The sequence below is a fragment of the Pseudomonas serbica genome (genome assembly GCF_028823535.1).
GTDB classification, from domain to species: Bacteria; Pseudomonadota; Gammaproteobacteria; order Pseudomonadales; family Pseudomonadaceae; genus Aquipseudomonas; species Aquipseudomonas serbica.
The window spans coordinates 226,909-246,991 of sequence record NZ_JAQIYM010000004.1 but is presented as its reverse complement, the minus strand read 5'-3'; the positions used below and the strand labels follow the sequence as shown (position 1 = coordinate 246,991).

Genomic DNA, 20,083 nt, shown 5'->3' with positions numbered 1-20,083 from the left:
CCAAGGAACAGCCGCTATGACAAACCCATCCCCGACCGTTTCCATGGCGGACAAAGTTGCCCTGATCGACAGCCTCTGCGCCAAAGCGCGGATCCTGCCGGTCATTACCATTGCTCGCGAGCAGGACATCCTGCCGCTGGCCGACGCCCTCGCCGCCGGTGGCCTGACCGCCCTGGAAGTCACCCTGCGTTCGCAGTTCGGCCTCAAGGCTATCCAGGTCCTGCGTGAACAGCGTCCGGAGCTGGTGACCGGTGCCGGCACCGTGCTGGATCGGCACATGCTGGCGGCAGCGGAAGCAGCGGGCTCGCAGTTCATCGTCACGCCAGGCATCACCCGTGACCTGCTCGAAGCCAGCGTCGCCAGCCCGATTCCACTGTTGCCAGGCATCAGCAATGCCTCGGGCATCATGGAAGGCTACGGCCTGGGCTATCGCCGCTTCAAGCTGTTCCCGGCGGAAGTCAGCGGCGGCGTCGCGGCCATCAAGGCCCTGGGTGGCCCGTTCGGCGAAGTGAAATTCTGCCCAACCGGCGGCGTGGGTCCGGCTAACATCAAGAGCTACATGGCATTGAAAAACGTCATGTGCGTGGGCGGTAGCTGGATGCTTGATCCGGAGTGGATCAAGAACGGCGACTGGTCCCGCATTCAGGAATGCACCGCCGAGGCTTTGGCGCTGCTGGACTGATCCGCTTCAACTGACACTTCGTTGTGTGCTTTACGGCTTTACGGTGCGCTTGGTCGGTGCACCGTTTTTTTTTGCCCGCAAAAAAACGTGTGGGAGATTCTATGCTGCGGGCTCGCTCCCACAGTAATCTCAGCGCAATTGCGTCAACGCCGACGTCAACACCATCATATCCGCCGCCGTAGTCGTCAGCCCCGGCGTGATACGGATACACGGCCCACAGGCCGCACCGCTGCGCACCACGGTGAACAGGTTGTAGTCGTTGAGCAGGCGTTCGACCAGCGGCTGTTGGTCGGCGTGTGCGTTAAAACGCATCGAGGTGATGCCGCAGTACAACCGTGGGTCATCCGGCGTCATGACTTCGATGCCCGGCAGCTCGCGTGCAGGCTTCACCCACAGGTTGCGCAAGTAATTGAGTCGCGCACCCTTGGCGGCGGATCCGCCCATCGCATGATGTTCCTCGATGACCAGCGGCAGGGTCAGCAAGGCCGGTATGTTCGGCGTGCTGTGCGGCGTGCGGGCGCGGATGTCGGTGACCGGGAAATGCATTTCGCCCATGTCCGGGTCGATGTCGGCAAGGCGCTCTGGAGCGATATGGATGAAGCCCAGGGTCAGCGGCGCACCGATCCACTTGTGCAGGTTATAGGCGGCGAAGTCGATGCCCAGCTCTTTGAGGTCGAACTCGAACTGACCCAGCGCATGGGCACCGTCGAGGATCACGTCGATGCCGTGTTCCCTGGCGGCGCCGGCAATCGCCTGGACCGGCATCACCAGGCCAGTGCGGTGGGTGACGTGGGTCAGGGCCATCAGCTTGAGTCGCGGGTAACGCTTGAAGGCTTCGCGGTAGGTGCCCAGCAGGCTGTCGAAACTGGCGGGATGCCGGTGTTCGATCTCGATGACTTCAACGCCGCGGTAGCGCGCCAGCCAGCGCATGGCGCTCTTGACCGTGTCGTATTCCAGATCGCTGAACAGCACCTGGTCACCCGGTTGTAAAAGGTTGTAGTTGCGGATCAACGATTGCAATCCGTCCGTCGCGTTGCGGGTGAGGGCGACGCTTTCTGCGGCAACGCCGATCAACCCGGCCACCAGCGCGCTGATCTTCTGGCTCTCGCCCTGTTCGAAACGCTGGCGCACGTAGACCGAGTTGCTGCGGTTGATCAGCTCGATGTTGCGTTGATATTCCTCGACCACCGTGCGCGACATGCGCCCGAAGTAACCGTTTTCCAGGTTGATCGGGCCAGGCTGGACAGCGTAGCGGTCGGCGAAGGTGCGCCAAAAGGCTTCATCACGGGCGCGGCGGGTGTTATCGGGCATGGGTTACTCGTTCAATGACGGGGTGCAGGTTTGCCGTGTTTGGCGCGCAAGGGTTCGAGCAGCTCGGACAAGCCGTTGTGATCGATTTCCTGCATCAGGGCCAGTAACCCGCCCAACTCGCCGTGGGGAAAACCCTCCCGGGCGAACCAGTTGAGGTAGGGACCTGGCAGGTCGGCGATGATTCGCCCCTTGTATTTGCCGAAGGGCATCTGGCGGGTAATCAATAGTTCGAGCTTTTCAGGGTTCATCAATCGGCCGTCTTGAATCAATCAGTCTGGAAAATACAGGCATTCTGCATGCAGGCCAAATGACAGATCATGCAAATAAAACGGATACAGATTTTTGCCTTAATTATAAGTTATTGAAAAATAACGAATTAATAATGAATTCCAAGCTGGCATGACCAGTGCAATACCTATTGCATCTTTCATCAACCCGCGAGGAATTGAAAATGACCGACATGAATAAAGAAGCGATTTCTGTACTCAACGACCTGATCGAAACCTGCAAGGACGGTCAGGAGGGGTTCAAGACTTGCGCTGAAGACATCAAGCACCCTGAACTCAAAACCCTGTTCGTGCAACGTTCGGCCGATTGCGCAAGCGCGGCTGCTGAATTGCAGGGCCTTGTTCGCTCGATGGGTGGCGATCCGGAAACGTCCACCAGTGTCAGCGGTGATCTGCACCGTCGCTGGGTCGACGTGAAGTCGATGTTCACCGGCAAGGACGAAGAGGCTGTACTGAACGAAGCCGAGCGTGGTGAAGACCATGCGATGAAGGCTTACAGAGACGCCATGGAAAAGATCAACAAGCACAACCTGGTGGGCATTCGCGATGTCGTTGAGCGTCAGTACCACGGCGTACAGCGCAATCACGATCAGGTAAAAGCCCTGCGTAACCAGGCTCGCGCACGCTCTTAAGCGTTCGTTAGCTGTCAAAAACGCCAGCCAGCCTGGCGTTTTTTTGTGCCGGGGATTTATTGCTGGACGGGAGATAGATAGCTAGCTAATAATTTGTTTTTTCAAGTTGCCCGGCGTAAGCCGTCTATCGTTAAACCGTCTTATCAAGAGTCCAATTCGTGCCTATCACCCTGCAGGCTTTGTTCGCGCCTGACCGTCGCGCCGTGCAATTCGCGATCAAGACCCTGATCGGCGGGGGCGTTGCGCTGTGGCTCGCGTTGCGCTGGGGCCTGGAGCAGCCGGCATGGGCGTTGATGACAGCTTTCATCGTGGCCCAGCCGTTGTCCGGGATGGTCCTGCAAAAAGGCCTGGCGCGGCTGCTGGGCACACTGGTCGGGACCATCATGTCGGTGGTGTTCATGGGCGTCTTCGCCCAGACACCCTGGCTATTCCTGTTAGCCCTGGCGTTGTGGCTGGGGCTGTGTACCGCCAGTTCAACGTTGTTGCGCAGCGCCTGGTCCTATTCATTTGTGCTGGCCGGCTACACGGTGGCGATCATTGCCTTGCCGGCCATCAATCATCCACTGACAGTGTTCGATCAGGCGGTGGCGCGATGCACGGAAATCAGCCTGGGGATTATCTGCGCCACGGCCAGCAGTGCCTTGCTCTGGCCCCTGCGGGTCGAACGCCAGTTGGCGGACCAGGCCCGGGCAGCCTGGCAAAGCGGCATCAATGCCGCGCGGGCGACACTGGCCGGCGATGGTCAGGCGCGCAAGGGCTTGTTGGAAATTCTCGGTAGAATCGTCGCGGTGGACGCCCAGCGTGAACACGCCTGGTTCGAAGGCGGCCGAGGCCGGCAGCGCGCGCGGGCCATCAGCGGCCTGAGCCAGAAACTGTTGATGCTGTTGCGCATTGCCCGTTCGGTGCGCCGGCAGTGGAAGCAGTTGGAGCCCCAGGAGTCCGAGCAATTATTGCCGTGGATGAACGAGGTGCAGGAGGCGCTGGGCAGTGCCGATGGCGCGACCCTGCAAGCCTTGCGCCCGCGGTTGCTCGATGCCTCCCATGATCCGCACATCAGTTCTGCGCAGAGCTACTGCCTGGTCCGTTTCACCTTGTTGATGGATACCGCCATGGCGGCGAACGCGGCGTTGAAAGCGGTGGAGCAGGGCAGTGAAACACTCGACCCGCCAAGAACCCTGGCACCGCATCGCGATCTGTCCCTGGCCCTGGTCTTCGGTGCCCGCAGCGCCTTGGCTTTCCTGGTGGTGTCGTGCTTCTGGCTGGCCACCGCCTGGCCCGCCGCGGCCGGTGCCCTGGTGTTGACCTGCGTGGTCTGCAGCTTGTTTGCCAGTCGTGAGAACGGTGCGCAGATCGGCATGAGTTTCATGCGGGGTATTTTCCTGGCCATTCCGGCGGCGTTTATCGTCGGGCAGATTCTGCTGCCGCAATGGAGCAGTTTCGCCATGCTCTGCCTGGGCATGGGGGTGCCGCTGTTTTTCGGCGCGCTGGGCATGGCCAAGCCGCAGATTGGCGCCACGGCCACTTCGTTCTGCCTGCATTTCATTGTGCTCGTGGCACCGCTGAACCAGATGCAGTTCGACGTCGCGACCTTCTTCAACAGCGCCCAGGCCATGGTGATCGGCGTTGGTGCGGCGGTATTGGCGTTCCATTTGCTGATCCTGCGCAACCCGACCTGGCATGGTCGACGTCTGCTGGCGGCTACGCTTGACGACCTGGTACGCCTGACAAGGCGCAACCTGGCCGGCGCCGAAAGCTGGTTCGGCGGGCGCATGGCCGACCGTTTGCTGCAGCTGGCCCGGCACTATCCGGAGCTGCCGGAACCGGCCCGCAGTCGTTGGGACGACGGCTTGCTCGGCCTGGACATCGGCGACGAATTGCTGCATCTGCGCTTGAGTCTGGCGGTGGCGCAGGTACCGGTCACGGCGCCACAGCGGCGGTATCTCGACGATCTGGAAAATGTCCTGCGCCAAGGTCCGGCGGGCAGTCGCGCCGAGGCCTTGGCCGAACCCAGCGAAGCGTTGCTGCAAACCCTGTACGCGTTGCCCCCCAGCGATGCGGTGAAGCTGGCCCAGGGCGCGGTGCTGCAATTGCAAAACAGCTGGCGTGCCTGGTGCCGCCAGCAGGAGGAACTTCATGGGCTTGCGTGAGTGGTCGGTGGGCGGCGTGCTGCTCAGTCCGTTCCTGATTTACCTGGTGCTGGCACTGCTGGTGACTGGCGCCTTGCGCCTGTTGTTGCGCCTGACCCCGGTGAGCCGCTGGATCTGGCATGAAGCGTTATTCGATTGTGCCTTGTACGTCTGTGTATTGACCGTGATCACCGTCGTCCTCGGACCTTTATAAGGAGTTGAACATGCGTACCCCCGTACGTGTCGCCGTCACCCTGTGCCTGGTGGCCGTGGCGATTTTTGCCGGCATCCATTTGTGGCAGTACTACATGCTGACCCCCTGGACCCGCGACGCGCGCATCCGCGCCGATGTGGTGGTGATTTCCCCGGATGTGTCGGGGTGGGTGCGTGAGCTCAAGGCTTACGACAACCAAGAGGTCAAGGCTGGCGATCTGTTGCTGAGCATCGACCGCGACCGCTTCGAGGCCGCGCTGGAGAAGGCCCAGGCGGTGGTGCAGACGCGCCAGCAGCAACTCAATCTACGCGAGCGCGAAGCCAGCCGACGCGCCAGCCTCGGGCCGCAGGCGATCAGTGCCGAGCTGCGGGAAAACGCGCAGATCAACGCCGGTATCGCCCGGGGTGAATTGCGTGAAGCCCAGGCCGAAGCCAAGGCCGCGCAAATCAACCTGGATCGCAGCCAGGTCCACGCCCCGCGCAACGGGCACATCACCAACCTGCGCCTGGCCCAGGGCAACTATGTGAATGCCGGGCAGTCGGTCATGGCCTTGATCGACGACTCGACCTTCTATGTGCAGGCGTATTTCGAAGAAACCAAGCTGCCACGGATTCGCGTCGGCGACCCGGTGAAAGTCTGGTTGATGAGCGCCGGGGATGCCTTGCAGGGGACGGTGGAAAGCATCAGCCGGGGGATTACCGACCGCAACACCACGCCGGATGGGCAGCTGCTGGCGGAAGTCGAGCCGACGTTCAACTGGGTTCGGCTGGCGCAACGGATTCCGGTGCGAATCAAGCTGGACAAGGTGCCCGAAGGGCTCAACCTGAGTGCAGGGATGACGGCGAGTGTGCAGGTGCAGGAGTGATCGTTCCCACGCTCTGCGTGGGAATGCAGCCCGGGATGCTCCGCGTCCCTTCAACAGCCGAACGCGGAGCGTCCGTTGAGGCATTCCCACGCGGAGCGTGGGAATGATCACTCTTAACCGATGCTGATGGGCGGCAACTCGGTCAAGGTCACCGACTGTTGCTTGCGTGGCGCCAGGATCTCTGCCTCGCCATCCACCACCAGCTCATCGCGCTGGTTGAACACGCGAGTGGCAATGCGCACACGAAACTTCGGCAGCTTCTCGAGGATTTCCAGGCGCACCGTCAGGGTGTCGCCAATCTTCACCGGCTTCTGGAAGCTCATCTGCTGACCGATGTAGATGGTGCCCGGCCCAGGCAGCTCGCAGGCGACCGCGGCACTGATCAGCGCGCCGCTGAACATGCCGTGGGCGATACGCTCCTTGAACATGGTGCTGGCGGCGTATTCAGCGTCCAGGTGCACCGGGTTGTGGTCGCCGGACATCGCGGCGAACAGCTGGATGTCGCGCTCCTCGACGGTTTTGCTGAAGCTGGCGGTCTGGCCGATTTCGAGGGCTTCGTAAGGGGTGTTGGTAACCTGGGTCATGTGTCTGGATTCCTGTGACGAATTAAAAAATTCACAAAAAACTATTCGGTTCGGTGTGGTCGCGGGTTGCTCAACGTCTGGTTGAGCCAGGCCAACACGTCGCTCGTCACTTCATCGCGGTTGATGTCGTTGAACAATTCGTGCCGTGCCTGCGGGTAAACGGTCAGTTGCAGGTTCTGGCTGCCAGCCTCGCGCAGCGCGTTGGCCAGATCATTCAGACGTTTGCCTTCACTCACCGGATCACATTCGCCGCCAATCACCAGCAACGGCAGGCCCGGATCAATCTGGGCGAGATTGGACGCTTTGCTGATTTGCTGCAAGCCGCCGAGTAAATCGATCCACAGTTGGTTGGTGCAGCGAAAGCCACACAGCGGGTCGTTGGCGTACAGGTCGACCTCTGCCGGGTCACGGCTGAGCCAGTCGAAGCGGGTGCGCGCCGGTTTGAATTTTTTGTTGAACGAGCCGAAGGACAGCCATTCGATCAGGGCGCTGCGGCCCTTGGGGCCCTGGCGCAGGCATTCGATACGCGCGATCTGGCGGGCTGCACGATACAGGGCCACGGGCTGGAAGTTCGAACCGCTGAGGATGGCCCCGTGCAGGCTGGCGCTGTGGTGCAACAGATACGCCTGGGCGATGTAGCTGCCCATGCTGTGTCCCAGCAATACGATGGGGACGCCGGTGTGCTGCTGTCCGATGTGCTGGTTGAGGCACGCCAGGTCGCCCACCACCTTGGCCCAGCCGTCGCTGTCGGCGAAATGGCCGAGCGTCCCGTTTTCGGCAGTTTTGCCATGTCCACGCAAGTCCGGCGCGTAGACGCCGTAACCCTGCTCGCAAAGTCTTTCCGCCAGGCGCGCGTAGCGGCCGCTGTGTTCCGCCATGCCGTGGGCCAGCAGGATCACGGCCTTTAGCCTGCCAGCAGGGAGCCATTGGTTGACGAAGAGCCGGCTGCGGTCACTGGCGGTCAGCCAGAACGTATCGTGGATCATGGCGATTCCTTTCCATGCAGGGGGGCACGAGGTGTTGCATTGTATAGCGCATTACGACGTTGGCATCAGCCCACGCCACGGCGGGAAGATTCACACGGTCTATGACGCCTTTGCTCATATTTGCCTGATTCGCCATAGCTGCTAGTGTCCGTGAAGCTCCGTGGTCTGTTATTGAGAAATGACAGATCAGCGGCCCCGGATAGGTTCAGGTAAAGAGGACAAGAACAATGCAACCTGATTTCTGGAATGACAAACGCCCGGCCGGCGTACCCCTGGACATTGATGTCGCTGAATACAAGTCGGTCATCGAGGTGTTCGAGCGTTCCTGCAAGAAGTTCGCTGATCGCCCGGCATTCACCAATATGGGCGTCACCCTTACCTACGCTGAACTGGAACGCTACAGCGCGGCGTTCGCCGGTTTCCTGCAGGCCCATACCGACCTGGTACCGGGAGATCGCATTGCGGTGCAGATGCCCAACGTCCTGCAATACCCCATCGCCGTGTTCGGCGCCTTGCGTGCCGGGCTGATCGTGGTCAACACCAACCCGCTGTACACCGCGCGGGAGATGCGTCACCAGTTCAAGGACTCCGGTGCCCGGGCACTGGTGTACCTGAACATGTTCGGGCAGAAAGTCCAGGAAGTGCTGGCCGACACCGATATCCAGTACCTGATCGAAGCGAAGATGGGCGACCTGATGCCGGCCGCCAAGGGCTGGCTGGTCAATACGATGGTGAGCAAGGTCAAGAAGATGGTCCCGGCCTATTCCTTGCCCCAGGCGATCTCTTTCAAGACGGCGTTGCGCCAGGGCCGAGGCCTGGGCATCAAGGGGTTGAAGGCGGACCTCAATGACATCGCCGTGCTGCAATATACCGGTGGCACCACCGGCCTGGCCAAGGGCGCGATGCTGACCCACGGCAACCTGGTGGCCAACATGCAGCAGGCCCGGGCCTGCCTCGGCCAGTTTGGTGCCGACGGCCGGCCGCTGCTGCGCGAAGGCCAGGAGGTGATGATCGCACCGCTGCCGCTGTATCACATCTATGCGTTCACGGCCAATTGCATGTGCATGATGGTGACCGGCAATCACAACGTGCTGATCACCAATCCCCGGGACATCGGCGGATTCATCAAGGAGCTGAAAAACTGGCGGTTCTCGGCACTGCTGGGGCTCAACACGCTGTTCGTCGCGCTGATGGATCACCCGGACTTCAAGACCCTGGACTTCTCCAGCCTCAAGCTCACCAACTCCGGCGGCACCGCGCTGGTCAAGGCCACGGCCGAGCGCTGGGAGCAGATGACCGGTTGCCGCATCACCGAAGGCTACGGCCTGACCGAAACCTCGCCGGTGGCCTGCACCAACCCCTATGGCGACCAGTCGCGCATCGGCACGGTGGGCTTGCCGGTGCCGGGCACCACGCTGAAGGTCATCAACGACGAGGGCGTCGAGCAGCCCTTGGGCGAGCGTGGCGAGTTGTGCATCAAGGGCCCGCAGATCATGAAGGGCTACTGGCAGAAACCCGAGGCGACCAACGAAGTGCTGGATACCGAGGGCTGGTTCAAATCCGGCGACATCGCGGTGATCGACCCGGACGGCTTCGTGCGTATCGTCGATCGCAAGAAGGACATGATCATCGTCTCGGGTTTCAACGTGTACCCGAACGAAATCGAAGACGTGGTCATGGCTCACCCGAAGGTCGCCAACTGCGCGGTGATCGGTGTGCCGGACGAGCGTTCGGGCGAGGCGGTGAAATTGTTCGTGGTGGCCCGCGAGGCGGGGGTCAGCCTTGAAGAACTGAAAGCCTACTGCAAGGAAAACTTCACGGCGTACAAAGTGCCCAAGCACATTGTCTTGCGTGAGTCGTTGCCGATGACACCGGTGGGCAAGATTCTGCGGCGGGAGTTGCGGGATATCGCCTGATGGGTGAATAGCCGCGCTTCGCGCGGATCGCGAGCAGGCTCGCTCTCAAGGTTCAGTGGTGAACCTGTGGTAGCGAGCCTGCTTGCGTTTTTTTTGCAGAATCCCCCCGAATTACAAGGCTCTCAGGGCTTTATAGAATTTTTACTCTAAAATGACCGGTTTGTATTCTTGAGTCACAATTGTGACTGTAGAGGCCGCTTTTGGCTCTAGGCGACCCTAGGCAAAGCTGCTACTCTCGGCGCGTTTTGTGCTTCTCGGCCTGTATGAAAGCCCAGATTCACCAATAACCAAACACCAATAATAATCGCATCAAATGCGGTGTTGAATTCGCGTTGCTGAGGAGTGGGCTTCCATGATCGAAGACTTTTGGAAGGATAAGTACCCAGCTGGAATTGCTGCCGACATCAATCCAGACGAATACCCGAATATTCAGGCAGTGTTGAAGCAGTCCTGCCAACGCTTCGCCAACAAACCGGCATTCAGCAACCTGGGCAGGACCATCACCTACGGTGAGCTGTATGAACTGTCCGGTGCCTTTGCCGCGTACCTGCAACAGCATACCGATTTGCAGCCCGGCGATCGAATCGCCGTGCAACTGCCTAACGTGTTGCAGTACCCGGTCGCCGTCTTCGGTGCCATTCGCGCCGGGTTGATCGTGGTCAACACCAACCCGCTGTACACCGCGCGGGAAATGGAACACCAGTTCAACGATTCCGGTGCCAAGGCCCTGGTTTGCCTGGCCAATATGGCGCACCTGGCTGAAACCGTGGTGCCCAAGACCGGGGTCAAGCATGTCATCGTCACGGAAGTGGCCGACCTGTTGCCACCGCTCAAGCGTCTGCTGATCAACAGCGTGATCAAGTACGTCAAGAAGATGGTGCCGGCCTACCACTTGCCAAAAGCCGTAAAGTTCAACGACGTGTTGAGCAAGGGCCATGGCCAGCCCGTGACTGAAGCCAGCCCCGCCAGCAGCGACGTTGCGGTGTTGCAATACACCGGCGGCACCACTGGTGTGGCCAAGGGGGCGATGCTGACCCATCGCAACCTGGTGGCGAACATGCTGCAGTGCAAGGCACTGATGGGTTCCAACCTCAATGAAGGTTGCGAGATCCTGATCACGCCGCTGCCGCTGTACCACATCTATGCGTTCACCTTTCATTGCATGGCGATGATGCTGATCGGCAACCACAACATTCTGATCAGCAACCCGCGCGACCTGCCGGCGATGGTCAAGGAACTGTCGAAGTGGAAGTTCAGCGGTTTCGTCGGCCTCAACACCCTGTTTGTGGCCCTGTGCAACAACGAAGGCTTCCGCAAGCTGGATTTCTCGGCGTTGAAAGTCACCCTGTCCGGCGGCATGGCCCTGCAACTGGCGGCGGCGGAGCGCTGGAAAGCGGTCACCGGTTGCGCGATCTGCGAAGGCTACGGCATGACCGAAACCAGCCCGGTGGCCACGGTCAATCCGATCCAGAACATCCAGATCGGCACCATCGGCATTCCGGTGCCGTCGACCCTGTGCAAAATCGTCGATGATGCCGGCGTCGAACAGCCAATGGGCGAAATCGGCGAGCTCTGTGTGAAAGGCCCGCAAGTCATGAAGGGCTACTGGCAGCGCCAGGATGCCACCGATGAAATCCTCGACAGCGAAGGCTGGTTGAAGACCGGTGACATCGCGCTGATCCAGCCTGATGGTTACATGCGCATTGTCGATCGCAAGAAGGACATGATCCTGGTCTCCGGTTTCAACGTGTACCCGAACGAGCTGGAAGACGTGCTGGCGACCCTGCCGGGCGTGCTGCAATGCGCGGCCATCGGTGTGCCGGACGAGAAGTCGGGGGAGGCGATCAAGATTTTCATCGTCGCCAAGCCGGGCGTGACCCTGACCAAGGAACAGGTGATGGAGCACATGCGCGCCAACGTCACCGGCTACAAGGTCCCGCGTTCCGTGGAGTTCCGCGATGCGCTGCCGACCACCAACGTCGGCAAGATCCTGCGTCGGGAATTGCGCGATGAAGAGTTGAAGAAGATCAAGGCGAAGAACGCCGCGTAAAACAAAAAGCCCCGCAGATGCGGGGCTTTTTGTTGGGGTGCTTTTATTGGCGGAACGGCGCGAAATTGACGTTGGTGCCCGCCGGGCGCATGTCCTGCAGGAACGAGTCCTTGTCGGCGCTAAGTTCCAGGCTCAACGCCGCCTTGCGCTTGCCTTCGTTGCGCACCACCAGGCCTTCGAGCTTCTCGCGCAGGAACACGGTCGGCACCTTCAGGTGCAGCAATTCGTCGGTGTCTGGGGTGTGCATCAGCAGGTGAATCCACTCGTACTGACCCACGGCCAGGCGCGCCACCGGGATATCGAACCACCAGATGTTGCGGTTGCGGTTCAGTTCGGTGAAGTGGCAGTTGTTGACGCCAAGCACAGCACCGCCGAGTTCCAGGTTTCTGCGGGCAATGGCCTGCTTTTTATCGAGTTTCATAACATTCCTACAAAATTGGATCTTCAGCGCCAGGGCCTGAATACGTTGCGCATTCTCGGGGGTTGGCCGGTAAACATAAAGCCCAACCTGCTCGGATCGATGAAATGTCGTGGTAAAAATAAATGAAACTCTGCGCAAAGGCCTCCGGTCAACCTTGTGTAACGACTTTTCTCACCTAGATGTTCACAGGAGAAAGACCATGGGTAGCACTGGCGATAAAGTAAAAGGCATGGCCAACGAAGCAGCCGGCAACGTCAAGCAAGGCGTCGGCAAGGCCACCGGTAACGACAAGATGCGCGCCGAAGGCGTGGTGCAGGAAAAGAAAGGCGAAGCCCAGCAAGCGGTCGGCAAAGCCAAGGATGCCGTCAAGAAAGGTGTCGACAAGGCTTGATTCGGCCTTTGCTGAACTCAAGAGCGGCCATCCACAGATGGCCGTTTTTGTGTCAGCTTGAACTAGATTGCTGAAATTGTTTCAAAGTCGCCAGGTAGACGACTTTACTGAATGAAAGCGACCCCAGGGCCGCCACGATTATTACTCGCTTTTGTTTGCGGCGGACGGAGACGCTAATGATATTCCCGGACATGAGAGGTCTGCCCCTGCACCGTGTGATCATGCGCACGGTCACTGAGTTCGTCGACGACGAAATGTCGACCTATGCCTCGGCGCTGGCTTATCAGATGCTGTTTTCGTTGTTCCCCTTCATTCTCTTCCTGATCGCCCTGATCGGTTTCCTGCACCTGCCTGACTTCTTTTCCTGGCTGCGCCTGCAGTCGGAACTGGTGCTGCCGCCCCAGGCGCTTGAGCAGGTCAATCCGGTGATCGACCAGCTCCAGCAATCCAAGGGGGGGCTGTTGTCGGTGGGTATCGTGATTGCCCTGTGGACTGCTTCGGCCGGTGTGCGGCTGATGATGAGTGCCATGAACGCCGCCTACGATGTGGTCGAAGGCCGTCCGGCGTGGAAACGTTTTCCATTGTCGATCATCTACACCGTCGGCATCGCCGGCATGCTGTTGATCGCTGCCGCGCTGATGGTGCTCGGCCCGCAGGTGATGAGCTGGATCGCGGCGCAAGTCGGTCTCGAGTATTTCATCGTCACCCTCTGGACCATCGCACGCTGGCCGGTGATCGTGATCCTGCTGATGGTCGCCGTGGCGCTGATCTATTACGTCATGCCTGACGTCAAGCAAGAGTTCCGCTTCATCACGCCCGGCTCGGTCCTGGCGGTGGTGGTGTGGATCATCGCGTCGCTGGGCTTCGGTCTGTACGTCAAGGAGTTCGCCAACTACAACGCCATGTATGGCAGTATCGGCGCGATCATTGTGCTATTGCTGTACTTCTACATCTCCGCCGCGGTGTTGCTGCTGGGCGCGGAGATGAATGCGGTGATCGAGCACATGTCGCGAGAGGGCAAGGACCCTGGCGAAAAGGTCGCTGGCGAGCATGGCCCCGTCCATGAGGAAAAACACCACGTATCGGGACTGGGCCGCGATCATTCACAACCGAAACCGACCATTGACGAAACCTGACCATGATTCGTGAAATTCTGAAAATGGGCGATGAGCGCTTGTTGCGCATTGCCCCGCCGGTGCCAGCCGAGATGTTCGACAGCTCCGAGTTGTGGCAACTGATCGACGATATGTTCCAGACCATGGAAAGCGTCGGCGGAGTCGGCCTAGCCGCGCCACAGATCGGCGTCGACCTGCAACTGGTGATCTTCGGCTTCGAGCACAGCGAACGTTACCCGGAAGCCGAAGCGGTGCCGCAGACCATCCTGATCAATCCGCTGATCACGCCGCTCAGTCCGACCCTGGAAGAAGGTTTCGAAGGGTGCCTGTCGGTGCCTGGGCTGCGTGGTGCGGTGGATCGCTATCAACATATCCGCTACGAAGGCGTCGACCCCAAGGGCGAGCCGATCGTGCGTATCGCTTCGGGCTTTCATGCTCGGGTGGTGCAGCATGAGTGCGATCACTTGATCGGTCGGTTGTACCCGTCGCGCATCAGCGATTTCAGCAAGTTCGGGTTTACCGAAGTGATGTTCCCGGATCTCGATCCCAACGCAGACGACTGACCGGTCTACCGCTCCAGGCCCATGGCAATCATCGGCTTGCTGCGCGCGTATCGACTCAGGCGCTCGACCATGGCGTAGGGCATCGGCGGATCGAAGACAAAACCACGACGCTGATAAAAATCACGCAAGTCCGGATGGCAGAACAGCCATACCGGGCTTTCAATGTGGCCGGTGGCGGCTGCGATCAACGCGGCGGCGACTCCCTGTTCGCGACAGGTCGGCGCGACGAACAGCCCGGTCAACCAAAGCCCTCCCGATACCGGCCGCAAACACAGCGCACCGACGATCTCGTCGCGCCGTGCTACCCACAATTGTGCCTCACGGACCGCTTTCATCGACGATTGGTGGGCGCGATAAAACTTGTTCATCAATGGCCATAAGGGCTCGTCGAGCCGGGTGTACTGGGTGTCGGGCATGGTCAGGGACTGTCGGTGTGCAAAGCCTGCGATTATAAAAGAACACGCCGGCGGCGATAGGTGTATACCTGATCTCACATCCCAATCAGTGGAGTACGCATCATGTCCAAAGGTATGGATTCAAAGAAAGCAGCGAAGAAAAAACCGCTGAAATCCGCGATCGAAAAGCGCACGGAAAAGAAAGCGAAGAAGGTGGGTGTTTTCGGTCATTGATCTGGTGCTGACGTGCAGCTCCCAGGCAGGATGGGAGCTGCATTGCTGCCGATCAGTCGATCAAGCGCCGTGGCACTTCTTGAACTTCTTGCCGTTGCCGCAGGGGCAAGGATCGTTGCGGCCAACGTCTTTCAAGGCGTTGCGCACCGGCTCCTGGTGGGCGTGGCCGCAGTTCGGGCCGTGAACATGGCCATGGTCGTGATCATGCTGGTGATGATCATGATCGTGGTTGCAGTCTGGGCCATGGACATGGGGTTGCTGGGTCATCGAGGTTACTCCGGAATTAGATCGGCGGGGATTATCACGCCATTACGCGCCAGGTGCACGTAGTGGGCGATGAATAAACCGGTTTCCATCTCACCTTCCAGTCGATACGGAACGGCCTGCTCGGGGTTTTTCAGCTGTTTGACCAGGTCCTTGACCTTGGGCCACAGGTTGGTGCGGATCGGCACCTTGTAAAAGCGGCTGCTCTTGGGATTGACGGTGATCCAGTGCTCATGCTCGCCTTCGGCCAGCAGGATATCGCCCAAGTGGATGCGATACTCCAGGCCGCGCACGGTCAGTTCGCTGTCGTTGCGGTTGTCGATGCGAAAATGCAGGACAAACCGTTGCTCCATCAGCTTGGCCCGTACCACCTCGACCCGAACCAGATGCACTTCGGGGTCCGGCTCGTCGGTGCTGAACCAGGACGTGCAGCCACCGAGCCCCAGGCAAAGGGCCAGGGTGAGCAGAAAGCGTTCGAGTCTCTGGGTGATCATCGTACTTCTCCCCTGTAGGAGCTGGCTTGCCAGCGAAGGCGGCGTGGCTGGCATACCGCATCGTATGGTTCGCCGGCAAGCCGGCTCCTACAGATCGGGGTCAGCTACCGAAATACCCCGAACAGCACTTCTTGAATTTGTGCCCGCTGGCGCAAGGGCAGGCGTCGTTGCGTCCGATGTCCAGTTGCACGGTAGGGTCGATGAAGTACCAGCGCCCCGCGTTCTGCACGAACGACGAGCGTTCGCGGTGGCTGTGTTCGCCGCTGCCGTCATGCCAGCGGGCGGTGAAGGTGACGAAGGCATGCTCCGGCTGGCCGCCGAGGACTTCGGAGCTCTCGACTTCAAGGCCCAGCCAGGTGCTCTGGGCGCTCCAGTCGGTGATCGATTGACGGTCGAGCCCGGCCTGCTGGGCGGGCAGGGTGGTTGCCACCAGATAATCGATCAGGCCCAGCACGTAGGCGCTGTAGCGCGAGCGCATCAGGGCTTCGGCGCAGGGCGCCGGATGTCCGGCATGGTAATGGCCGCAGCAGGCGTCGAGCAGGGTGCCGCTGCCGCAAGGGCAAATGGATGTACTCATTGCGTTACCACCAATATTTCCCGAAATTTTCCGGATTGGCCCAGAAACGCGAATTGAGCCAGTCGGGTACTTGTTTGTAGTCAAGCAGATCATAGGTGAACAGGGTCAACACCTGTTCGTCACGCTGGAAGCGTTCGCTGGCTTGCAAAGCCAGGGAGAAAAAATCCGTTTCCTGCCAGCCGCTCGCCGGCAAGTCGGCCAGCACCGCGATGCGGCTGGCGTTGAGGTTGCGAATGCCGCCGAGCAGGTTCAGGCCGTCACGCTTGGGCAAGTGCTCGAGGCAGTCGACCACCAGCGCCAGGTCAAAGCGCCGTGCCGCCAGCTCCGCGGGCAACGCCCCGGGCGCTGCGTGCGCCACACTGCTGTCTGGATGCGCCAGCTTGAAGGCCTCCAGCGCAGGGAATTCGCTGGCGCCTATCAACAACAGGCGCGCGGGGGCGTAACGGTCGAGCAGGGCGGCCAGCGCCTGCTGCGGTGTGCGCGAAGAAATACCGGCAATCATCGAAGTTCCTCTATGAGATTTGCCAAGACTAGCCTGCCCGCCAGTTCGATCCTAGAGCGCGTTTGCCGCAAAAATCACGATCCCCCCCAATCAGCAGACAAAACTGCTATGGCCTATTGCTGGCGGAGATTAAAACTCCGGTCTTTACTCCCTGAATCGGTTCTAAGCCGATCCTTCAGGAGAAAACTAGATGAGCATAGTTCGGACAGCATTACCCCTGGTTCTGCTAACCAGTGTGTTGACTGGTTGCGCAGGTTTGCAGAAAACCGACTGGCCGACCTGTGCGGCGGTCGGTGGTGTCGTAGGTGCGGGTCTCGGTGCAACCGAGAGTTCATCATGGGCCGGTTATGGCGCCTTGGTAGTCGGTGCTACGGCGGCAGCCTATTGCTGGGTTCACGGTGATGGTGACGAAGACGGTGACGGTGTGCTCGACAGTCGCGACAAGTGCCCGGGCACGCCAAAAGGCGTACGGGTCGATGCCGATGGCTGCCCACCACCTGCACCTGCTCCAGTGGTTGAAGAAGCCGTGGTGGTCAAGGAAGAAACCATCGTCATTCGCGATGTCAACTTCCAGTTCGACTCGGCCAAGCTGACAGCCGCCGACAAAGACAAGCTCAACACCATTGCCACTCGCTTGAAACAGGAAGCCGCCAGCGCCCGCCTGACCGTGACCGGTCACACCGACAGTGTGGGCAGCGATGCCTACAACCAGAAACTGTCGGATAGACGCGCCCACTCGGTGGTGGAATACCTGATCGAAAGTGGTGTACCTCGCAGCAGCTTCGTGTCGGTCACCGGTGCCGGTGAAAGCCAGCCGGTTGCAGACAACAAAACCGCTGACGGCCGCGCGATGAACCGTCGTACGGAAATCAAAATCAACCGCTAGACCCCACGCATCCGCGGCTTGTGCAGTCGTGGATGCGGGTCTTTACTCCTGTGTAACCGGCATTGGCCGGTGACACAGGAGCTTTCAGAAATGAGCAATCTCACACGGACCGTCTTGCCGGTTCTGCTGCTTGGCAGCCTGTTGACCGGTTGCGCTACTCACAGCGATGGCACTGCCCCCCTCAATCAACGTACCTGGCCGATCTGCAGCCTTATTGGCGGACTCGTCGGCGGAGGTTTGGGTGCTCTCGAAAGTGGCGGTTGGGCGGCCGGTGGAGCGGCGCTGGGTGTCCTGACCGGTGGCTTGATCTGTTATGCCCAGGACGGCGACGAAGACGACGATGGCGTCTTCGACCGTCGTGATCGCTGCCCGGATACCCCCGCCAATACCCCTGTGGAACATCATGGTTGCCCGCTGCCGCAATACCCGGCGAGCGCGAAGCCTGAACCTGTGCAAGCCGAAGTCATCACCCTGAGCGATGCCGATGATGTGCTGTTTGCCTTCAATAGCGCTGACTTGACCCCTTCCATGCAAAGCAGGCTGGATTCGGTCATGGGCAAACTGCAGGACCCCAACGTCGCGAGCATCAAGGTGGTCGGTCATACCGACAGCGTCGGTTCGGATGAGTACAACCTGGAACTGTCGCAAAAACGTGCGAGCAGCGTCGCCGAATATTTGCTGAGCCAGGGCGTCACGCCGAACAAGGTCACCAGCGAAGGCAAGGGTGAAAGTGAGCCCGTTGCCGATAATGAAACCGAAGAAGGTCGCGCGAAAAACCGCCGTGTGGAATTGAATATCAACCGCTGAACCGCGCAATAGAGCCGTCGGGCGACGATTTACGTCGTTCCGTCGGCATTTGCCGATCTTCATGAAGAATTTTCGGTTGCCCTCTGGCTTATCCCGCGTGGAAGCCGTTACTGTGCGAGCAAATAATAATTCTGGTCGGGGGCGCGTATGAAGGTGATATGGGGGCTGGGGAAGCTGTTGACCCTGGTGTTCTGGCTGGTGGTGCTGGTCAATCAGCTCACGCCATTCATCTATCCGCTGCACCTGCTGGTCAATCTGGCCGGCTGCCTGCTGGCGGGGCTTCACCTGCTGGAGGCGATGTTCTGCTTCCGCACGCTCAGGGGCCGTGCCCACCCTTGGCTCGATCGCCTGAAAATCCTCTTTTTTGGCGTCTTCCACCTGCAAACCATCCCGGCTCCCACTGTGCCTAAGGCTTCCCATGCGTAAACTCTGTCTGCTCGCCGCACTCATCAGCCCATTGGCCTGCGCCCAGGTGGTGAGCGTTGAAACCAACTCGCTGATGCGCCTGCCCAACACCGCCAGCACCCTGCAGCTTGAACGGTTGGAAGTAGCTGACTATGGCACCTTGCTGATTCCCTCGAACGTAACCGAGGTCACCGTCGGAGAACTGCACCTGGGCCGTGACGCGCGAATCACCATCGTCCCCGGCGAACAGGCGCTGGAGCTCAAGGTCAATCGCGCCGAGTTGTCCGAGGGTAGCCAGATTACCGCGCGCGGTGCCCCGGGGACTTACCAGAAAGCCGCCCGTTCCGGGCGCAACCTGAACATGCAGATCAAGGCGCTGAGAGCGCCACAACTACTGGTGGATGCTCGCGGTGGCGCGGGTGCGCCGGGGTTTATCGGCCTCGACGGAGCCAACGGCCAGGCACCGGGTTGCGCCTGGGGCCAGGCGGGTCGCGGTGCCGATGGCAGCGACGGCAGTGATGGCCAGGCAGGTGCGCCTGGCGCGGCGGTCAGGCTGGCCGTACCGCGCGATTACCCGGCAGACAGGATCAAGGTTCAAGTGGCCGGCGGTCCTGGTGGCATGGCCGGACCTGGTGGCAAGCCAGGGGCAGGCGGTAAGGCCAAGGGCTGCCTGGTCTACAAGGCCGATGGCGGCAAGAGCGGCAAGCCTGGTATTGATGGGCAACCGGGGGTGGAGGGGGCTGCGGGGTCGGTGACGGTGCAGCGGTTGTAATCCCCCACAGACTGATCGTTCCCACGCAGAGCGTGGGAACGATCACATCACAACACCGGCCGAACTGCAGCAATCGCCACCAACACCAACCCCACCATCAAATTGATCCCCACCAAGCGGCGAATCCTTCCCAGTACCGCAGCCCCCGCCGGCCAATCCTGGGCCGTCACCGCGGTACGCAGTTCGGGCAACATCAATGCCTGGATCCGGATGAACAACGCGGTCATCACCACATACAACCCCATCATCACCTGCACATACCGCGGGGCGCTTTCAAAGCCGGCGAACTGCAGATGAATCATGCCAACGCCGCTGATCGGCAGCAGCACCACCGCGACCCAGACCCAGCGGAAAAAACCTTGAAACACTTCCAGCCACAGCTTCAGCCGGGCAGGGCCCTCCAGGGCCTTCAAGGCCGCAGGGCGCAAGACCATCCAGGCGAAAAACATGCCGCCGACCCAGACCAGGGCTGCCAGTACATGCAGGCTATAAATGAGGCTAAAAAGTGTCATCGGGTTACTCCGTTCTGCGCGGGATTAATTAGCGGGGTATGATAGCGGCCGAACCGAACCACTGAAAATTTATCCAGCGTTTTTTGCGCCCG

At 60.1% G+C, this 20,083-nt stretch carries 25 protein-coding genes; 14 read left to right on the top strand and 11 right to left on the bottom strand.

Translation table 11 applies throughout. From position 1 onward, the window contains the following. Nucleotides 1-16: 16 nt before the first annotated feature. Nucleotides 17-682: a bifunctional 4-hydroxy-2-oxoglutarate aldolase/2-dehydro-3-deoxy-phosphogluconate aldolase gene (locus NQL71_RS08140; protein ID WP_046816622.1), complete on the top strand. Its 666-nt coding sequence runs from the start codon at nucleotides 17-19 to the stop codon at nucleotides 680-682. A gap of 129 nt (nucleotides 683-811) precedes the next feature. Here the strand turns inward: NQL71_RS08140 and NQL71_RS08135 are convergent, their stop codons facing one another. Next, nucleotides 812-1,993, bottom strand: a complete 1,182-nt coding sequence (locus NQL71_RS08135; RefSeq protein ID WP_274642506.1) for an aminotransferase class V-fold PLP-dependent enzyme — start codon at nucleotides 1,991-1,993, stop codon at nucleotides 812-814. A gap of 11 nt (nucleotides 1,994-2,004) precedes the next feature. Then, on the bottom strand, nucleotides 2,005-2,241 hold the full coding sequence (locus NQL71_RS08130; protein WP_008056784.1) for a DUF3820 family protein: 237 nt from the start codon (nucleotides 2,239-2,241) through the stop codon (nucleotides 2,005-2,007). Between the two features lie 203 nt (nucleotides 2,242-2,444). On the opposite strand from NQL71_RS08130, the gene NQL71_RS08125 reads away from it, so the two are divergent. From NQL71_RS08125 to NQL71_RS08110, 4 genes are all read left to right on the top strand, one after another. Next, a complete protein-coding gene (locus NQL71_RS08125; RefSeq protein ID WP_046816625.1) occupies nucleotides 2,445-2,912 on the top strand; it encodes a ferritin-like domain-containing protein in 468 nt (155 codons plus the stop codon). A 158-nt stretch (nucleotides 2,913-3,070) separates the two neighbouring features. After that, nucleotides 3,071-5,059, top strand: a complete 1,989-nt coding sequence (locus NQL71_RS08120) for an FUSC family protein (RefSeq protein WP_046816626.1) — start codon at nucleotides 3,071-3,073, stop codon at nucleotides 5,057-5,059. Next, nucleotides 5,046-5,252, top strand: a complete 207-nt coding sequence (locus NQL71_RS08115) for a DUF1656 domain-containing protein (RefSeq protein WP_046816627.1) — start codon at nucleotides 5,046-5,048, stop codon at nucleotides 5,250-5,252. Before NQL71_RS08120 ends, NQL71_RS08115 begins: the two co-directional genes overlap by 14 nt. A 10-nt stretch (nucleotides 5,253-5,262) precedes the next feature. Beyond that, nucleotides 5,263-6,117, top strand: coding sequence for an efflux RND transporter periplasmic adaptor subunit (locus tag NQL71_RS08110; protein ID WP_046816628.1), 855 nt, complete (start codon nucleotides 5,263-5,265; stop codon nucleotides 6,115-6,117). Between the two features lie 113 nt (nucleotides 6,118-6,230). Here NQL71_RS08110 and NQL71_RS08105 read toward each other — a convergent pair whose 3' ends face one another. Together NQL71_RS08105 and NQL71_RS08100 are read right to left on the bottom strand one after the other, a co-directional pair. After that, nucleotides 6,231-6,701: a MaoC family dehydratase gene (locus NQL71_RS08105; protein WP_046816629.1), complete on the bottom strand. Its 471-nt coding sequence runs from the start codon at nucleotides 6,699-6,701 to the stop codon at nucleotides 6,231-6,233. Nucleotides 6,702-6,742: 41 nt separating this feature from the next. Then, a complete protein-coding gene (locus NQL71_RS08100) occupies nucleotides 6,743-7,687 on the bottom strand; it encodes an alpha/beta hydrolase (protein ID WP_046816630.1) in 945 nt (314 codons plus the stop codon). Nucleotides 7,688-7,914: 227 nt separating this feature from the next. Here NQL71_RS08100 and fadD2 point away from each other — a divergent pair, with 227 nt between their 5' ends. Both fadD2 and fadD1 read left to right on the top strand, forming a co-directional pair. After that, complete coding sequence (fadD2, locus tag NQL71_RS08095; protein ID WP_274642505.1) at nucleotides 7,915-9,603, top strand: long-chain-fatty-acid--CoA ligase FadD2; 1,689 nt, start codon at nucleotides 7,915-7,917, stop codon at nucleotides 9,601-9,603. Between the two features lie 352 nt (nucleotides 9,604-9,955). Continuing rightward, nucleotides 9,956-11,653 (top strand): long-chain-fatty-acid--CoA ligase FadD1, encoded by a 1,698-nt coding sequence (fadD1, locus tag NQL71_RS08090; protein WP_046816632.1) that lies wholly within the window; start codon nucleotides 9,956-9,958, stop codon nucleotides 11,651-11,653. 43 nt (nucleotides 11,654-11,696) lie between these two features. On the opposite strand, the gene NQL71_RS08085 is transcribed toward fadD1, so the two are convergent. Then, complete coding sequence (locus tag NQL71_RS08085; protein WP_046816633.1) at nucleotides 11,697-12,074, bottom strand: hypothetical protein; 378 nt, start codon at nucleotides 12,072-12,074, stop codon at nucleotides 11,697-11,699. Nucleotides 12,075-12,273: 199 nt separating this feature from the next. Between NQL71_RS08085 and NQL71_RS08080 the strand changes: the two genes are divergently transcribed. From NQL71_RS08080 to def, 3 genes are all read left to right on the top strand, one after another. After that, nucleotides 12,274-12,465: a CsbD family protein gene (locus NQL71_RS08080; RefSeq protein ID WP_046816634.1), complete on the top strand. Its 192-nt coding sequence runs from the start codon at nucleotides 12,274-12,276 to the stop codon at nucleotides 12,463-12,465. Nucleotides 12,466-12,641: 176 nt separating this feature from the next. Next, nucleotides 12,642-13,601, top strand: coding sequence for a YihY/virulence factor BrkB family protein (locus NQL71_RS08075; protein ID WP_046816635.1), 960 nt, complete (start codon nucleotides 12,642-12,644; stop codon nucleotides 13,599-13,601). A gap of 2 nt (nucleotides 13,602-13,603) precedes the next feature. Next, nucleotides 13,604-14,143, top strand: a complete 540-nt coding sequence (gene def, locus NQL71_RS08070) for a peptide deformylase (protein WP_274642504.1) — start codon at nucleotides 13,604-13,606, stop codon at nucleotides 14,141-14,143. A gap of 5 nt (nucleotides 14,144-14,148) precedes the next feature. On the opposite strand, the gene NQL71_RS08065 is transcribed toward def, so the two are convergent. The 5 genes from NQL71_RS08065 to NQL71_RS08045 form a co-directional block, all read right to left on the bottom strand. Next, nucleotides 14,149-14,559, bottom strand: a complete 411-nt coding sequence (locus NQL71_RS08065) for a GNAT family N-acetyltransferase (RefSeq protein WP_046816637.1) — start codon at nucleotides 14,557-14,559, stop codon at nucleotides 14,149-14,151. A gap of 273 nt (nucleotides 14,560-14,832) precedes the next feature. After that, a complete protein-coding gene (locus tag NQL71_RS08060) occupies nucleotides 14,833-15,039 on the bottom strand; it encodes an SEC-C metal-binding domain-containing protein (protein WP_008056806.1) in 207 nt (68 codons plus the stop codon). 5 nt (nucleotides 15,040-15,044) lie between these two features. Then, entirely contained in the window at nucleotides 15,045-15,530 is a 486-nt protein-coding gene (locus tag NQL71_RS08055; RefSeq protein WP_046816638.1) for an LEA/WHy family protein, read from the bottom strand. 100 nt (nucleotides 15,531-15,630) lie between these two features. Then, on the bottom strand, nucleotides 15,631-16,107 hold the full coding sequence (locus NQL71_RS08050) for a YchJ family protein (protein WP_046816639.1): 477 nt from the start codon (nucleotides 16,105-16,107) through the stop codon (nucleotides 15,631-15,633). 4 nt (nucleotides 16,108-16,111) lie between these two features. After that, nucleotides 16,112-16,609 carry a DUF6231 family protein gene (locus tag NQL71_RS08045; RefSeq protein ID WP_046816640.1) on the bottom strand — a complete coding sequence of 166 codons (498 nt, stop codon included), beginning with the start codon at nucleotides 16,607-16,609 and terminating at the stop codon, nucleotides 16,112-16,114. A gap of 190 nt (nucleotides 16,610-16,799) precedes the next feature. Between NQL71_RS08045 and NQL71_RS08040 the strand changes: the two genes are divergently transcribed. The 4 genes from NQL71_RS08040 (at nucleotide 16,800) to NQL71_RS08025 (ending at nucleotide 19,479) form a co-directional block, all read left to right on the top strand. Beyond that, nucleotides 16,800-17,495 (top strand): PA1041 family peptidoglycan-binding anchor lipoprotein, encoded by a 696-nt coding sequence (locus tag NQL71_RS08040; RefSeq protein ID WP_046816641.1) that lies wholly within the window; start codon nucleotides 16,800-16,802, stop codon nucleotides 17,493-17,495. 90 nt (nucleotides 17,496-17,585) lie between these two features. Further along, on the top strand, nucleotides 17,586-18,302 hold the full coding sequence (locus tag NQL71_RS08035; RefSeq protein ID WP_274642503.1) for a PA1041 family peptidoglycan-binding anchor lipoprotein: 717 nt from the start codon (nucleotides 17,586-17,588) through the stop codon (nucleotides 18,300-18,302). Nucleotides 18,303-18,449: 147 nt separating this feature from the next. Then, a complete protein-coding gene (locus NQL71_RS08030) occupies nucleotides 18,450-18,728 on the top strand; it encodes a DUF1145 domain-containing protein (RefSeq protein WP_046816643.1) in 279 nt (92 codons plus the stop codon). Beyond that, nucleotides 18,721-19,479: a collagen-like protein gene (locus tag NQL71_RS08025; RefSeq protein WP_046816644.1), complete on the top strand. Its 759-nt coding sequence runs from the start codon at nucleotides 18,721-18,723 to the stop codon at nucleotides 19,477-19,479. Before NQL71_RS08030 ends, NQL71_RS08025 begins: the two co-directional genes overlap by 8 nt. Nucleotides 19,480-19,526: 47 nt before the next feature. On the opposite strand, the gene NQL71_RS08020 is transcribed toward NQL71_RS08025, so the two are convergent. Then, complete coding sequence (locus NQL71_RS08020; RefSeq protein ID WP_046816645.1) at nucleotides 19,527-19,991, bottom strand: CopD family protein; 465 nt, start codon at nucleotides 19,989-19,991, stop codon at nucleotides 19,527-19,529. Nucleotides 19,992-20,083: the final 92 nt, after the last annotated feature.

Coding starts and splice junctions, on each gene's coding strand:
- NQL71_RS08140 (WP_046816622.1), top strand. CDS start 17: ATGACAAACCCATCCCCGACCGTTTCCATGGCGGACAAAGTTGCCCTG.
- NQL71_RS08135 (WP_274642506.1), bottom strand. CDS start 1,993: ATGCCCGATAACACCCGCCGCGCCCGTGATGAAGCCTTTTGGCGCACC.
- NQL71_RS08130 (WP_008056784.1), bottom strand. CDS start 2,241: ATGAACCCTGAAAAGCTCGAACTATTGATTACCCGCCAGATGCCCTTC.
- NQL71_RS08125 (WP_046816625.1), top strand. CDS start 2,445: ATGACCGACATGAATAAAGAAGCGATTTCTGTACTCAACGACCTGATC.
- NQL71_RS08115 (WP_046816627.1), top strand. CDS start 5,046: ATGGGCTTGCGTGAGTGGTCGGTGGGCGGCGTGCTGCTCAGTCCGTTC.
- NQL71_RS08110 (WP_046816628.1), top strand. CDS start 5,263: ATGCGTACCCCCGTACGTGTCGCCGTCACCCTGTGCCTGGTGGCCGTG.
- NQL71_RS08105 (WP_046816629.1), bottom strand. CDS start 6,701: ATGACCCAGGTTACCAACACCCCTTACGAAGCCCTCGAAATCGGCCAG.
- NQL71_RS08100 (WP_046816630.1), bottom strand. CDS start 7,687: ATGATCCACGATACGTTCTGGCTGACCGCCAGTGACCGCAGCCGGCTC.
- fadD2 (WP_274642505.1), top strand. CDS start 7,915: ATGCAACCTGATTTCTGGAATGACAAACGCCCGGCCGGCGTACCCCTG.
- fadD1 (WP_046816632.1), top strand. CDS start 9,956: ATGATCGAAGACTTTTGGAAGGATAAGTACCCAGCTGGAATTGCTGCC.
- NQL71_RS08085 (WP_046816633.1), bottom strand. CDS start 12,074: ATGAAACTCGATAAAAAGCAGGCCATTGCCCGCAGAAACCTGGAACTC.
- NQL71_RS08080 (WP_046816634.1), top strand. CDS start 12,274: ATGGGTAGCACTGGCGATAAAGTAAAAGGCATGGCCAACGAAGCAGCC.
- NQL71_RS08075 (WP_046816635.1), top strand. CDS start 12,642: ATGATATTCCCGGACATGAGAGGTCTGCCCCTGCACCGTGTGATCATG.
- def (WP_274642504.1), top strand. CDS start 13,604: ATGATTCGTGAAATTCTGAAAATGGGCGATGAGCGCTTGTTGCGCATT.
- NQL71_RS08065 (WP_046816637.1), bottom strand. CDS start 14,559: ATGCCCGACACCCAGTACACCCGGCTCGACGAGCCCTTATGGCCATTG.
- NQL71_RS08060 (WP_008056806.1), bottom strand. CDS start 15,039: ATGACCCAGCAACCCCATGTCCATGGCCCAGACTGCAACCACGATCAT.
- NQL71_RS08055 (WP_046816638.1), bottom strand. CDS start 15,530: ATGATCACCCAGAGACTCGAACGCTTTCTGCTCACCCTGGCCCTTTGC.
- NQL71_RS08050 (WP_046816639.1), bottom strand. CDS start 16,107: ATGAGTACATCCATTTGCCCTTGCGGCAGCGGCACCCTGCTCGACGCC.
- NQL71_RS08045 (WP_046816640.1), bottom strand. CDS start 16,609: ATGATTGCCGGTATTTCTTCGCGCACACCGCAGCAGGCGCTGGCCGCC.
- NQL71_RS08040 (WP_046816641.1), top strand. CDS start 16,800: ATGAGCATAGTTCGGACAGCATTACCCCTGGTTCTGCTAACCAGTGTG.
- NQL71_RS08035 (WP_274642503.1), top strand. CDS start 17,586: ATGAGCAATCTCACACGGACCGTCTTGCCGGTTCTGCTGCTTGGCAGC.
- NQL71_RS08030 (WP_046816643.1), top strand. CDS start 18,450: ATGAAGGTGATATGGGGGCTGGGGAAGCTGTTGACCCTGGTGTTCTGG.
- NQL71_RS08025 (WP_046816644.1), top strand. CDS start 18,721: ATGCGTAAACTCTGTCTGCTCGCCGCACTCATCAGCCCATTGGCCTGC.
- NQL71_RS08020 (WP_046816645.1), bottom strand. CDS start 19,991: ATGACACTTTTTAGCCTCATTTATAGCCTGCATGTACTGGCAGCCCTG.